General features: G+C 45.7%; 12 protein-coding genes. 7 read left to right on the top strand and 5 right to left on the bottom strand.

Annotated elements, in window-relative coordinates:
• The first annotated feature begins 87 nt into the window (after positions 1-87).
• Complete coding sequence (gene purM, locus AB4558_RS02575) at positions 88-1,128, top strand: phosphoribosylformylglycinamidine cyclo-ligase (RefSeq protein ID WP_017071054.1); 1,041 nt, start codon at positions 88-90, stop codon at positions 1,126-1,128.
• A gap of 132 nt (positions 1,129-1,260) precedes the next feature.
• Positions 1,261-1,935: a phosphoribosylglycinamide formyltransferase gene (gene purN, locus AB4558_RS02570; RefSeq protein ID WP_017060717.1), complete on the top strand. Its 675-nt coding sequence runs from the start codon at positions 1,261-1,263 to the stop codon at positions 1,933-1,935.
• Positions 1,936-2,051: 116 nt separating this feature from the next.
• On the opposite strand, the gene AB4558_RS02565 is transcribed toward purN, so the two are convergent.
• On the bottom strand, positions 2,052-2,897 hold the full coding sequence (locus AB4558_RS02565; protein WP_372074700.1) for a class II glutamine amidotransferase: 846 nt from the start codon (positions 2,895-2,897) through the stop codon (positions 2,052-2,054).
• Between the two features lie 67 nt (positions 2,898-2,964).
• The gene (lpcA, locus tag AB4558_RS02560) at positions 2,965-3,540 is read right to left on the bottom strand and encodes a D-sedoheptulose 7-phosphate isomerase (protein ID WP_108166292.1); all 576 of its coding nucleotides are present in this window, start codon (positions 3,538-3,540) and stop codon (positions 2,965-2,967) included.
• A 328-nt stretch (positions 3,541-3,868) separates the two neighbouring features.
• Here lpcA and fadE point away from each other — a divergent pair, with 328 nt between their 5' ends.
• Positions 3,869-6,334, top strand: a complete 2,466-nt coding sequence (fadE, locus tag AB4558_RS02555) for an acyl-CoA dehydrogenase FadE (protein WP_029235127.1) — start codon at positions 3,869-3,871, stop codon at positions 6,332-6,334.
• Between the two features lie 128 nt (positions 6,335-6,462).
• Here the strand turns inward: fadE and AB4558_RS02550 are convergent, their stop codons facing one another.
• Together AB4558_RS02550 and dnaQ are read right to left on the bottom strand one after the other, a co-directional pair.
• Positions 6,463-7,710, bottom strand: coding sequence for a TIGR03503 family protein (locus tag AB4558_RS02550; protein WP_065583988.1), 1,248 nt, complete (start codon positions 7,708-7,710; stop codon positions 6,463-6,465).
• Positions 7,711-7,719: 9 nt separating this feature from the next.
• Positions 7,720-8,487 (bottom strand): DNA polymerase III subunit epsilon, encoded by a 768-nt coding sequence (gene dnaQ / locus AB4558_RS02545; protein WP_017060722.1) that lies wholly within the window; start codon positions 8,485-8,487, stop codon positions 7,720-7,722.
• 56 nt (positions 8,488-8,543) lie between these two features.
• On the opposite strand from dnaQ, the gene rnhA reads away from it, so the two are divergent.
• Positions 8,544-9,008 carry a ribonuclease HI gene (rnhA, locus tag AB4558_RS02540; protein ID WP_017063376.1) on the top strand — a complete coding sequence of 155 codons (465 nt, stop codon included), beginning with the start codon at positions 8,544-8,546 and terminating at the stop codon, positions 9,006-9,008.
• A 98-nt stretch (positions 9,009-9,106) separates the two neighbouring features.
• Here the strand turns inward: rnhA and AB4558_RS02535 are convergent, their stop codons facing one another.
• Positions 9,107-9,889 (bottom strand): class I SAM-dependent methyltransferase, encoded by a 783-nt coding sequence (locus AB4558_RS02535; RefSeq protein ID WP_017060724.1) that lies wholly within the window; start codon positions 9,887-9,889, stop codon positions 9,107-9,109.
• A gap of 53 nt (positions 9,890-9,942) precedes the next feature.
• On the opposite strand from AB4558_RS02535, the gene gloB reads away from it, so the two are divergent.
• From gloB to AB4558_RS02520, 3 genes are all read left to right on the top strand, one after another.
• Positions 9,943-10,701 (top strand): hydroxyacylglutathione hydrolase, encoded by a 759-nt coding sequence (gloB, locus tag AB4558_RS02530; RefSeq protein WP_017060725.1) that lies wholly within the window; start codon positions 9,943-9,945, stop codon positions 10,699-10,701.
• A 70-nt stretch (positions 10,702-10,771) separates the two neighbouring features.
• Positions 10,772-12,346: a LysM peptidoglycan-binding domain-containing protein gene (locus tag AB4558_RS02525; protein WP_017063374.1), complete on the top strand. Its 1,575-nt coding sequence runs from the start codon at positions 10,772-10,774 to the stop codon at positions 12,344-12,346.
• Positions 12,343-13,029, top strand: coding sequence for a YIP1 family protein (locus AB4558_RS02520; protein ID WP_017060727.1), 687 nt, complete (start codon positions 12,343-12,345; stop codon positions 13,027-13,029). Before AB4558_RS02525 ends, AB4558_RS02520 begins: the two co-directional genes overlap by 4 nt.
• The last annotated feature ends 90 nt before the right edge of the window (positions 13,030-13,119 follow it).

Below are 13,119 nucleotides of genomic sequence, written 5' to 3'. Positions count from 1 at the left end.
AAAACCGCGCAAACGTTTGCTCTTCATATTCAAGCCCTGTTAGAATAGCGCCGTTTTCACATCCAACTTAAGTTCGAGGACTATCCCGTGAGTGGTAATACTTCTTCTCTAAGCTACAAAGACGCTGGTGTTGATATCGACGCAGGTAATGCACTAGTAGACCGTATTAAAGGTGCTGTTAAACGCACTCGTCGCCCTGAAGTAATGGGCGGTATTGGTGGCTTTGGCGCCCTATGTGAACTTCCAACGAAATACAAAGAGCCAGTACTTGTTTCAGGTACTGATGGTGTTGGTACTAAACTTCGCCTTGCTTTGGATCTGAAAAAACACGACACCATTGGTATCGACCTAGTGGCAATGTGTGTGAACGACCTAATCGTTCAAGGTGGTGAGCCTCTATTCTTCCTAGACTACTACGCAACAGGTAAGCTAGATGTAGACACAGCAGCAGACGTTGTTTCTGGCATCGCTGAAGGTTGTGTTCAAGCTGGTTGTGCACTTATCGGTGGTGAAACTGCTGAAATGCCAGGCATGTACGAAGGCGACGACTACGATGTAGCTGGCTTCTGTGTTGGTGTTGTAGAAAAAGCGGACATCATTGACGGCACTAAAGTAGCAGCAGGCGACGCACTTATCGCTGTTGGCTCAAGTGGTCCACACTCAAACGGTTACTCTTTAATTCGTAAAGTCCTAGAAGTTTCTGGTGCTGATAAGAATGAAGAACTAGAAGGTCGCACTATCGGTGAGCACCTACTAGAACCAACTAAGATTTACATCAAATCAGCGCTTAAGATGATTGCAGAGCATGACATTCATGCTATCTCACACATCACAGGTGGTGGTTTCTGGGAAAACATCCCACGCGTACTTCCTGAAGGTACTAAAGCAGTCATTGATGGCAAGAGCTGGGAATGGCCTGCTATCTTCAACTGGCTACAAGAGAAAGGTAACGTGGAGACATTCGAAATGTACCGTACTTTCAACTGTGGTGTAGGCCTAGTTGTTGCTCTACCTAAAGATCAAGCAGACGCTGCTGTTGAACTACTGAAAGCTGAAGGCGAAAACGCTTGGGTTATCGGTGAGATCGCAAACGCTGAAGCTGGCGAAGAGCAAGTTGAAATTAAATAAGTGATACGCTCACTTACTTAGTTAATCAATGAGGACCTAATGGTCCTCATTTTGCTATTTAGCCCGCAGAAAACCTTAGTTTATGTAGGTACATTGTAAACAATTCAGTTAATCAATCGTATGACCCACTCTATGAAAAACAATCACTCAAATAAAACCAGTCACTCTCAGAAAAACATCGTTGTGTTAGTTTCAGGAAGCGGAAGTAACTTACAGGCTATTTTAGATGCCTGCGATAGCGATATGATTGATGCATCGGTTAAAGCTGTCTTCTCAAACAAAGCAGAGGCTTTTGGATTAGAACGAGCGAAAACCGCAGGTGTTGACGCTCATTCAGTGAATCCAAAAGACTTTGGTTCACGTGAAGAGTTTGACCATGAATTGATGGTTCAGATCGATGCTTACCAGCCAGATTTAATCGTACTCGCTGGCTACATGCGAATCCTGAGTTCAGAGTTTGTTCGTCACTATGCAGGGAAAATGGTCAACATCCACCCTTCTCTGTTGCCGAAATACCCAGGCCTACACACCCACCAGCGTGCCATTGATGCGCAAGACAAAGAACACGGTACTAGCGTCCACTTTGTTACCGAGGAGCTCGATGGCGGCCCTGTGATCTTGCAAGCTAAGGTGCCGGTATTTGAAGATGATGATGCTGATATGTTGGCAAGCCGAGTGCTGACTCAAGAACACTGCATTTACCCTATGGTCTGCAAGTGGTTCGCGGAAGACCGTTTATCAATGGTCAATGGACAGGCTGTGTTAGACGGTAAAGCATTAGGTAAACACGGTTACGCAGAAGAGTAATTCGTCAAACGACTCTCAGACAACAAATTACTGAAAAACAAAAAGGCCGCTTACTGACTGGTTAGTGCAGTAAGCGGCCTTCGTTTGTTCGGGTTCAAGCAATACGATCTACAGCATTAGCTTAATGGCTCTGTCGGTGCTTGGCTCGCTACCTTTTTCGGCGCATAAGCAACATCTTCTAACGCTTGATGGTTGTTGCCAATCAGCTCACCAAAATGAAACAGTGCGTATTCGCCCGGCTTCATTCTAAACCACTGTTCATTGTCCGTAAGAGGTTGAGTTGCTACCACCGTCACCACATCATTTGGCGTAGTCTCTTCTTGGAAGTTTATCTCAACATCTTCATCAATCAGGCTCGCATTACCAAAAGGTGCGCGTCTGGTTATCCAGTACAAATGATTCGTACAGTAGGTCATCACGTACTCGCCATCACTGAGTAACATGTTGAAGACGCCTTTCTCTCTTAGCTGATCACAACACTCAGCGACAAAGCGGAACATACCTTCCATATCTTGAGGTGGCTCAGGGAAACGCTCTTCAAGTTGTTTGAGTAGCCAACAGAAAGAGAGTTCACTGTCTGTCTCGCCAACCGGTCTGAAACGACCACTGGTCAGATCGTCATAATCCGTTAATTGACCATTGTGAGCAAAGGTCCAGTATCGCCCCCAAAGCTCACGAGTAAAAGGGTGTGTATTCTCTAGATTAACACCACCACGGTTCGCTTGACGGATATGACTGACAACGGCTTGGCTTTTAATTGGGTAGTTTTGAACCAACTCAGCAATCTTTGATTCACAGCTAGGGTTAGGATCTTTAAATGTACGAAAACCCTTTCCCTCATAGAAGGTAATACCCCAGCCATCACGATGCGGGCCAGTATTGCCTCCACGCTGCATAAGACCAGTAAAGCTAAAACAAATATCAGTTGGCACATTCGCGCTCATACCGAGCAATTCACACATGGTTTAATCTACTCCCTATTAAAACCAATGGAGCCACAAACATGGGTTCCAAATGTCTGTAAAACTATTATTCCATCTCTTTTTCGACAAGCTGAATCACAATGTGGATGATCTTAATGTGAATCTCTTGGATGCGATCTGCGTAGCCAAAGTGTGGTACTCGGATTTCGATATCCGCACAACCCGCCATTTTACCGCCATCTTTACCCGTCAACGCAATAGTCTTCATGCCTTTCGCTTGAGCCGCTTCAATCGCTTTTAGAATATTGGCAGAGTTACCTGAAGTCGACAGACCGAACAACACATCACCTTTACGACCCACCGCTTCTACATAGCGAGAAAACACGTGGTCGTAGCCAAAATCATTACTCACACAAGATAAGTGGCTAGGGTCTGAAATCGCAATGCCAGCGTAGCCCGGGCGATTTTCACGGTATCGGCCTGTTAGCTCTTCCGCGAAGTGCATCGCATCACAGTGTGAGCCACCGTTACCACAAGAAAGCACTTTGCCTTCTTGTTTGAATGAGTCAGCAATCATCTTTGCAGCCGCTTCAATTTGAGCAATGTTGTGATCATCACTCAAGAACTTATTCAGAACGTCAGCAGCTTCGTTTAATTCACTTTTGATTAGGTCTTGGTACATAAGGCTTATCTCTTATTTTTTTGACGCAGCTTAAAGTGCGTGAAATGAGAACTGAGGGTTTTCCCCTCTTTATAGCTGAGTTTACCCACAAACATGAAATAGTGTCGACACTTAAGCCCAAAGATTGCCACCTTAATTAACTTGTCGTTGTAAATCCGTCCAAATATTCGCCACCAACCTCTCACAATTAGAACTTTAACTCTATTGAGATCACTTTTTACTCACCTTGGAGTTTTACAAATATTTAATATTTTGTTTACAATTGACTGGTTAGACCTCTTACCTAAAACTTAATAACAATAAGTGATCTCTGAAAAGGAAATCGATCATGAATATATTGCTCTCCCTACTCGGCATGACCGCCATCTTAGGCGTCTGTCTTTACCATAGAGTTAGTCTGGTACGTGCATTAGTTGTATTAACCGGCGCAATGGTAGCATTAACACTGCTTGGCGGCGTGGCTGTTACCGGCTGGCTTTGCTATCTATTAGCCGTTGCGATCTTTGCTGTACCGACCATTCGTCAGACACTGATCAGCCAAAAAGCACTCTCTTTATTTAAGAAAGTTCTACCGGCGATGTCTCAGACAGAAAAAGAAGCACTAGAAGCCGGCACAGTATGGTGGGAAGCAGAGCTGTTCAAAGGCAAACCTGAATGGAAGAAACTTCAGAACATTGCTGACCCGAAACTCTCTGAAGCTGAGCAAGCGTTTTTAGATGGTCCAGTAAATATCGTGTGTGAAATGGTCAATGATTACCAAGTCACTCATGAGCTTGCTGATTTGCCACCAGAAGTATGGCAATACCTGAAAGACCATAAATTCTTCGCCATGATCATCAAGAAAAAATACGGCGGCTTAGAGTTCTCAGCTTACGCTCAATCTTTGGTTCTACAGAAGCTAACAGGCGTTTCTAGTGTATTGTCATCGACGGTTGGCGTACCTAACTCATTAGGCCCTGGTGAGCTTTTACAACACTACGGTACAGAAGAACAAAGAAACCACTACCTGCCTCGCCTAGCGGAAGGTAAAGAGATCCCTTGTTTCGCACTAACTAGCCCAGAAGCTGGCTCAGACGCTGGCTCTATTCCAGATTACGGTGTGGTTTGTAAAGGCGACTGGCAAGGCGAAGAAGTACTCGGCATGCGCCTAACTTGGAACAAGCGTTACATCACTCTCGCGCCTGTCGCGACGGTATTAGGCTTAGCTTTTAAACTTCGTGACCCGGATGGCCTGCTTGGTGATCAAAAAGATCTTGGTATCACTTGTGCGCTTATCCCAACGGATTTAAAAGGCGTAGAGATTGGCAACCGCCACTTCCCACTAAACGTACCTTTCCAAAATGGCCCGACGCAAGGCGACGATATCTTCGTGCCTATCGATTTCATCATTGGCGGTCAGAAAATGGCCGGTCAAGGCTGGCGTATGCTGGTTGAGTGCCTGTCGGTTGGTCGTGGTATCACACTGCCTTCAAACTCAACTGGTGGCATCAAGTCTGCCGCGCTTGCAACTGGCGCTTACGCTCGTATCCGCCGTCAGTTCAAACAGCCTATTGGCCGCATGGAAGGGGTTGAAGAGCCACTTGCACGCCTTGCAGGTAACGCTTATGTAATGGACGCAGCAAGTAACCTAACCGTCGCAGGTATTGACCTTGGCGAAAAGCCTTCGGTTATCTCTGCAATCGTTAAGTACCATTGTACGCACCGTGGCCAACGCAGCATCATTGATGCGATGGATATCGTCGGTGGTAAAGGCATTTGTTTAGGCCCATCGAACTTCCTAGCTCGTGGCTACCAAGGCTCACCTATCGCGATTACGGTTGAAGGCGCAAACATCCTGACTCGTTCAATGATCATCTATGGTCAAGGTGCGATTCGCTGTCACCCTTACGTACTGAACGAAATGGAAGCGGCTTATTCTGAAAGCAGCGATGCGCTTGATAAGTTTGATTCAGCGTTAGCAGGGCACGTTAGCTTTACGATGAGCAACCTAGTCCGCAGCTTGTGGTTTGGTTTAACCGATGGTCGTGGTTCTGATGCGCCAACACCTTCAAATAAAACAGATAAACAGACACAGCGTTACTACCAACAGCTAAACCGCTACAGTGCAAACCTAGCGCTACTGTCTGATATTTCAATGGCAGTTCTAGGCGGATCACTGAAGCGTAGAGAACGTTTATCAGCAAGACTGGGTGATATCTTAAGTCAACTTTACCTCGGTTCAGCAACGTTGAAGCGCTTTGAAAGTGAAGGCAGCCACGCTGAAGATCTACCGTTAGTACATTGGGGGATGCAAGATAGCTTACGTCAGACTGAAGTGGCGATTGATGAATTCTTAGCGAACTTCCCTAACCCTGTGATTGGTCGTCTGCTTCGTGTTGTGCTAATGCCATTTGGTCGTATCCGTCGTGCTCCAAACGACAAGCTCGATAGCAAAGTTGCGCACATTCTACAAACACCAAGCGAAACACGCTCTCGTATAGGTCGCGGCCAATACCTAGAAGCGACGGAATACAACCCAGTAGGTAAGATTGAAAAAGCGCTAGAAGTGATTCTTCAAGCTGAACCTCTGTTCGACAAAGTCTGCAAAGAGACACATCAAAAACGTGCCTTCTTACGACTTGATCTTGTTGCTCAGTTGGGACTTGAGAAAGGTATCTTAACGCAAGACGAAGCAAATCTTCTGATTAGCGCTGAGGAACATAGACTGTACACGATTAACGTGGATGACTTCTCACCAGAGGAGCTTGCAGCAAAATCTCAGTACCCAGACCAATCGATTGATAACGTCGCTTAAGGCCAGAAAAAGAAACAAAAACGGGACTACTATGAGTCCCGTTTTTTTGTTCATGATTTCGTTGCCACAAATTCCAATGCTTTATCTAGCAGCTTATTCTCTCTAGACAATCTAATCATCTAAGCGAGTTACTTGGGCGCCTTGAGCTGCATCTCAGGTAACGCTTTTTTCTTCGCCTTGACCTTACGAACCACAAACCAAATCAACAAGCCCAATAGAATAGCGACCACATTACCCACCGCAATAATGATCATACTGCGCTGTCTGTCATCTTCACGTTTTTGAAGGATCATCAACTCTGTTGCGATACGCTTCTGTTCAGCAAGAGCTTCTTCTTGAAGACGTCGTGACTCTGCTAAGTCGATATCTTCAACAACGCTGTACGACTGCTCGGTAATTGGAAAAATCAGCGGGCGCTGACTTGAAGCATCAGTGGCATAAACCATCCCTGACCAATTATAAATTCCTAAATCGCCATTATAAGGCACCTCTAAAGCGACTTTCATTGCGTCGACTTCAGCTTGCCCCTGCTTGTACATCACATATTCATCAGAAGCCTTGTGCTCAACATGAACCGCTAACGAGCTCGGTGCGATCATCCCCTGTTCACCAGACACCACAATAGTATGAGGTAAACCCTCTTTTCGTGATTGAATGAAGGTGCTAGTGATCGGTGTTGGGTAAACCAAGACTTCTTGCTCTTGCGCTCGCAGGAACACGCCATTACCAGAGGTAATACGCGCTCGGTATTTACCGGGCTCGATATCAATTGGCAAAGAGACAGTGAACACACCATCTCCGGCCTTTTCATCAAGATCAGCGCCATCATCGGCAAACTCGCCCATCACAACCGGCACCGGGCGCGCTTCTCTCACCAAAGACTCTTCGTTTTCAACAAACTTAGTAAAGGTAACCTTAAGCTTCACGCGATCGAGAAAATCGCGCAGCACCAGCGGCTTGCCATCAGAAGTCAGTCGAGCGGTAAATTTGATGCGCTCTGTTTGATACAACTTATCTGGGAACTCATTAGCATCCAAAACAAGATGAGACAGCAGCTTGATATTGTTCTTAGGGGAAACTTTACCTATCGCTTGCCAAGGGCCGGGCATCGGATTGTCGATAGAGATAATGTCCATGGACGATTCTTCGTACCAACGGACATTATCAGCATTACGCCAAGAGTAGTATTTCTTGCCATCAGGGCGAACCAAAACGACAGGTTTAGAGTTATCGGCTCGATAAATCACAAAGGTGACTTGTTCAATACTGGGATCAACTCTAAAACGGTTGTCCAATAAACTCATAACGGATTCTGTTGCTGCATGTAAGCCAAAACTTAACAGCAATAAGCAACCGGTAGCCAATACCCTTAACATACTTTCTCCCTACTGACGCCAGAGGCAGCTTCCGCTTTTCTCGACGAGATCTAAACGACTTTGATGCGCTTCTACTTCATCGGCCGTAGCTCGTAAAACCTTTAGGGATTTTCGACCACTTTCTACTCTTCGTATGCTTTCGGCTTCGCCTTCCTGTTGACCAGCGTTAAATTGCAGCGAAGTTTGACCACCCGTCATCAATAAGTAGACGTCGGCTAGGATCTCCGCATCGAGCAATGCGCCGTGGAGAGTACGGTGCGAGTTATCGATACCGTAACGGTCACATAAGATATCTAGGTTGTTTCTTTTACCTGGGAATATCTTCTTCGCCATTGCCAAGGTATCGGTAACTTTACAGTAGTCATCCGTTTTACCTATCGCTGGGTTGAGCTTCTCAAACTCATAGTCCATGAAGCCCGTATCGAAGGGCGCGTTATGAGCCACCAGCTCCGCACCTTTGATAAAGTCGAGAAACTCTTTATGAATGTCTTGGTATTCAGGCTTATCAATCAAGAATTCATCGGTAATACCGTGAACGCCAATCGCCTCTTCTTGAATCGCACGATCGGGCTTGATGTAGACGTGGAAATGACGCCCGGTCAGCCTACGGTTGATGATCTCTACTGCACCAATTTCAACGATGCGGTGACCCATATAGTGAGGGCCACCTTCTGTATTCATACCGGTGGTTTCGGTATCGAGTACAACAATGCGCTTATTTTCGTTCGAACTGTTTTTTTCGTTCGTGCTTTGTTCTGGAGTGCTACTGGTATTCATAAGGATAACTGTGTCAGACTATGCCGATAATGTGCTTGAGGTAATAGTATCAAATCATGACGAAACAAGTTGAAATTTTCACTGATGGTTCTTGTTTAGGCAACCCTGGTCCCGGCGGCTATGGCATCGTACTTCGCTACAAAAAAGTCGAGAAGACGCTAGCAGAAGGTTTCACGCTAACAACCAATAACCGTATGGAAATGCTCGCCGCTGTCGTGGCTCTGCAAACCCTCAAAGAACCTTGCTCTGTGATTCTGACCACAGATAGCCAATACGTGCGTCAAGGCATCACACAGTGGATTCATAACTGGAAAAAGCGTGACTGGAAAACAGCCGACAAGAAACCGGTTAAAAATGCCGATCTGTGGCAAAGGCTCGATAAAGAAACCGCTCGCCATAACGTTGATTGGCGCTGGGTAAAAGGACACGCCGGACACAGAGAAAACGAAATGTGTGATGATTTAGCGCGAAATGCAGCGGAGAATCCGACTCTAGAAGATACGGGCTATCAACCAAGCTAATCGTCTTTTTAATTAGACGCACATTTAAGAAAGCGATTTATAATTTCTTAAACTAATTGACAATTTCTCAATCGAATTGATAGATGAAAAGCCGACAACTAATCGGCTTTTTCTGTTTTTAGCGGATATGACGCTTTGGCTGAATCCATTGTACGGCGCGTATTGGTTCTAAAACTTGCCCCAACAGGCGAGAAACGTCGCTTAAGGTGCCAATGTGGTTTGATGGGTTTTAGCGGGTAAGTACGCTTGCGAGCAACAATAAAGTATTGGCTTCCGGCGAAGGATGCACAACCACCTAAGCTGTTCTCCAACCACGTCCACATCGCTTGATACTTACTCATCGGAAACAGCGCGTAGGTGTCACAATGAATTACTTCATAGTTAAGTACACCTAACCAGTCTTTAATTCGACTTGGCGTGTACATACGCCCACTCCAAGGCAAGCTGTTCTTTCGCCAAGGCATCAAACTGGCAAGCCCAGTGACACTGATTGGGTTGAAGCCCGTGATAATGATATAGCCATCGTCCATCATCACTCGATCGACTTCTCTCAATAAGCGATGCGGGTCATTGCTATAATCTAGCTGATGACTCAGTACTACAACATCAAAGCTTTTCTCCAAAAAGGGTAAATTATAGCCATCCGCTATCACATTATGTAATGGGTTCTGGATATCTAGGTTTACTTGATGTTGAATGTTGCATGTGCAGCTAGAAATCTCACTACTGAGGCCACCGAGCTTGAGCATATGGTAACCAAATAGCTTTGGGCACCACTCATCGAGTCGAGTTTGAATAGATTCTCTCAACCAGTCCCCATTGTGCAATTGCGCCCAAGTGTAAGGACGTTCAAACTTCTTTCTGCTACGTGCTGGCTTCATCAATAATCTGTCTCACTTATTCTGTCGCACTAATAGTGACTGGAGAACCAATAATGTTACATATCAAAAGCATACCTGCATTTAACGACAATTACATCTGGCTGATTCAAAATAGCGATCGCCGTTGTGCTGTCGTCGACCCTGGTGATGCGGCTCCAGTATTAGAGTACTTGGCACACCATGAGCTAACTTTAGATGCAATCTTGATTACACACCACCACCACGATCACATTGGTGGTGTTCCAGAACTCGTTAGACAATTTCCCGGCGTGGATGTTGTCGGTCCAAGGAATGAACCTATCCCTACCTTAACTCATCCGGTCGATGATGGTGATCAATTAGAACTGTTTGGCGAAGTATTCCTCGTCCTAGGGCTCAGTGGCCATACTGCGGGTCATATTGGTTATGTGGGCGATGCCAAACTGTTTTGTGGTGATGTGTTGTTCTCTGCGGGCTGTGGCCGAATCATGGAAGGCACACCACAACAGATGTTCGATGCACTGAATAAGATCACGGCTCTGCCTCAAGAAACCGAAGTTTATTGTGCACATGAGTACACTGCAGCCAATATCGCTTTCGCATTAGCCGTAGAGCCTGATAACCAACATTTGCAGCAATATCGCGACCAAGTGAACCGACTTCGCGCTCAAAATAAGTCGACCATCCCCACAAATTTGAGACAAGAGAAGTTTGTGAACCCCTTCCTGCGCTATACCGAGCCAAGTGTAGTGAAATCAGTGTCTAATCGCACCGAGCAGACCGATCCTTTATCGGTATTCACCGCTTTACGTGCGTGGAAGAACGAATTTTAACAAATACAGACTTGTCACTCATAGGGGGTGGCAAGTATTATCATCGGCCGTTAATTAAAAAGGCTGTAACATGCGAGTTAAGTACAGCTGGGCTTTGGTATTACTACTTTCTGGTTGCCAATTAACTCAGTCAGAGAATCCAGACCAAGCTTCCGAGCAAACCAACACATCTCCTACTAAAGAAGTTTCTCAAGCGAACGTTTCATCAGAAGCAACAGCCAAAGAAGATCAAAAAGTTGAAGCACCTGTCGTTACTCCACAAACACAAGAAGATGTTTGGAAACGCATTGCGATGCAACTTGAAATGGAAGTGCCAGACCAAAAGAAGGTCGACTACTACCGAACTTGGTATCTCAAGCACCCGAGTCATCTAAAAACAGTATCAAAGCGTGCTGAACCTTTCTTGTATCTGATCACGACTAAGATTGAAGAAAAAGGCTTACCACTAGAATTGGCACTACTACCCGTTGTAGAAAGCTCTTTCGATGCGTTTGCCTACTCTCATGGCAGTGCTGCTGGTCTATGGCAATTCATTTCAGGCACTGGCAAAGACTACGGGCTTGAACAGAACTTTTGGTATGACGGCCGCCGCGATGTTGCCGCCTCTACCGACGCCGCATTGGACTTCCTCTCAGATCTTAACCGACGTTTCGATGGCGACTGGAATCATGCGATTGCTGCCTATAACAGTGGTGGTGGTCGAGTAAACAGCGCAATCCGCAAGAACAAGAAGCTTGGCAAGCCAATCGACTTTTTCTCTTTGGACTTACCAAAAGAGACCAGCAGCTATGTACCTAAACTGCTTGCTCTAGCAGATGTCATTGCCAACCAAGAAAAGTATGGCATCGATATTCCGGCGATCCCGAATAAGCCAGTGCTGACTCTGGTTAACCCTGAAGAACAGCTTGATTTAGCCATTGCTGCGAACTACGCAGGCATTCCTGTCAAAGAACTTCAAGGTTACAACCCGGCTTACAACCAATGGGCAACGGCACCAGAGAAACACCAACAACTATTACTTCCTTTAGATTCAGTTGAGAAATTCAACAAAGAAGTCGCTGCCAATAAAGGCAAAGGCATGAAGTTGGTGCGTTACAAGGTTCAATCTGGTGACAGCATTAGCGTACTGGCAAGCAAATATAACACCACCAGCAAAGTGATCCGCTCTGCAAACGGTTTGAGCAACAACAATATTCGTATTGGCCAGCACTTACTTATCCCAACATCCACCAAAGACGACAAGACATACGCCCTAAGCGCCTCAAACCGCCTAGCAAGCACACAGTCGAAGAGTCGTGGTCAATATAAGCTCAGCCATACTGTAAGAAGTGGTGACAGCCTATGGACGATTGCACGCGCAAATAAGGTCTCTCATCAATCACTGGCTAAGTGGAATGGCATGGGACCACGCGACACGCTTAGAGTTGGTCAAGAACTGGTCATTTGGAAGAACGGCTCAGACGGCGCCATCATCCGTACGATCTTTTATAACGTAAGATCAGGTGACACAGTCAGCGGTATTGCATCAAAGTTCAAAGTAAAAAGTACAGATGTTGTAAAATGGAACACTTTGCAGAACAAAAAATACCTACAGCCAGGACAAAAACTGAAGCTGTATGTTGATGTAACTAAGGTAAGTGTATGAACCCGTCAAGTAACCCACTCGTCATGCTGTTGGATATATTCCGTTCGCCAACAGCTTGTTTCTTAGCGCTTTATCAACGAAGTGCTTGGGGATGGCAACCCTACGTCGTATTAATGCTCAGCCCATTTTTGTTTTGGGGTGCTTATTTTTCGAATGTAGATTTTGCATGGTTAAGTGCAGAGCTCTCGCAGCAACTGGCTCAAACGAACCCTGACCAATTGGCGTTACTTGACAGCAATACCTTACTCGCAAGTGAAATCATCAGCGACGTATTTGGCCGAACATTAACCATCGTTCTATTGGCATTCTGGTTTAACCTAGCAACCAAGCCAAGCCAACATCAGCACAGCTTTTGGCGATGGTTTGCAGCGGCATCGGTTGTTATATTCCCAGCTGTTTTAGGTGATGTAGCAAGCTACGCAAGCCTGATACTCAAGCATGGACATGTGATGAACTACGCTGCCGACTTGAACAGCTTAAATGGCTTGATCAAGTTACCGCTAACTAATGATTGGTCACAGTTTGCTAGCTCATTACCACTGCTTCTGCCATGGTACATCGTGCTAGGTTATGCTGCGGTATTAACGTGGACTGAGTTTGAACGCGGGCAAGCGCTTGTGATTTCAGGCTTACCATGGGTTGGCTACTACCTAATCTGGGCGCTCTACATTTTAATCTTTTAAGTATAAGAGATAAGGCTAGCGAAGACTCTCTAGCCTATTGTTCCGTTAGATTTCCCAAGGTAACCACCGTGCGAATGGTTAAGTTCCAAT

The organism is Vibrio sp. 10N.222.51.C5 (assembly GCF_041474575.1).
GTDB classification, from domain to species: Bacteria; Pseudomonadota; Gammaproteobacteria; order Enterobacterales; family Vibrionaceae; genus Vibrio; species Vibrio crassostreae_C.
This window is presented reverse-complemented; position numbering and strand designations above follow the sequence as displayed.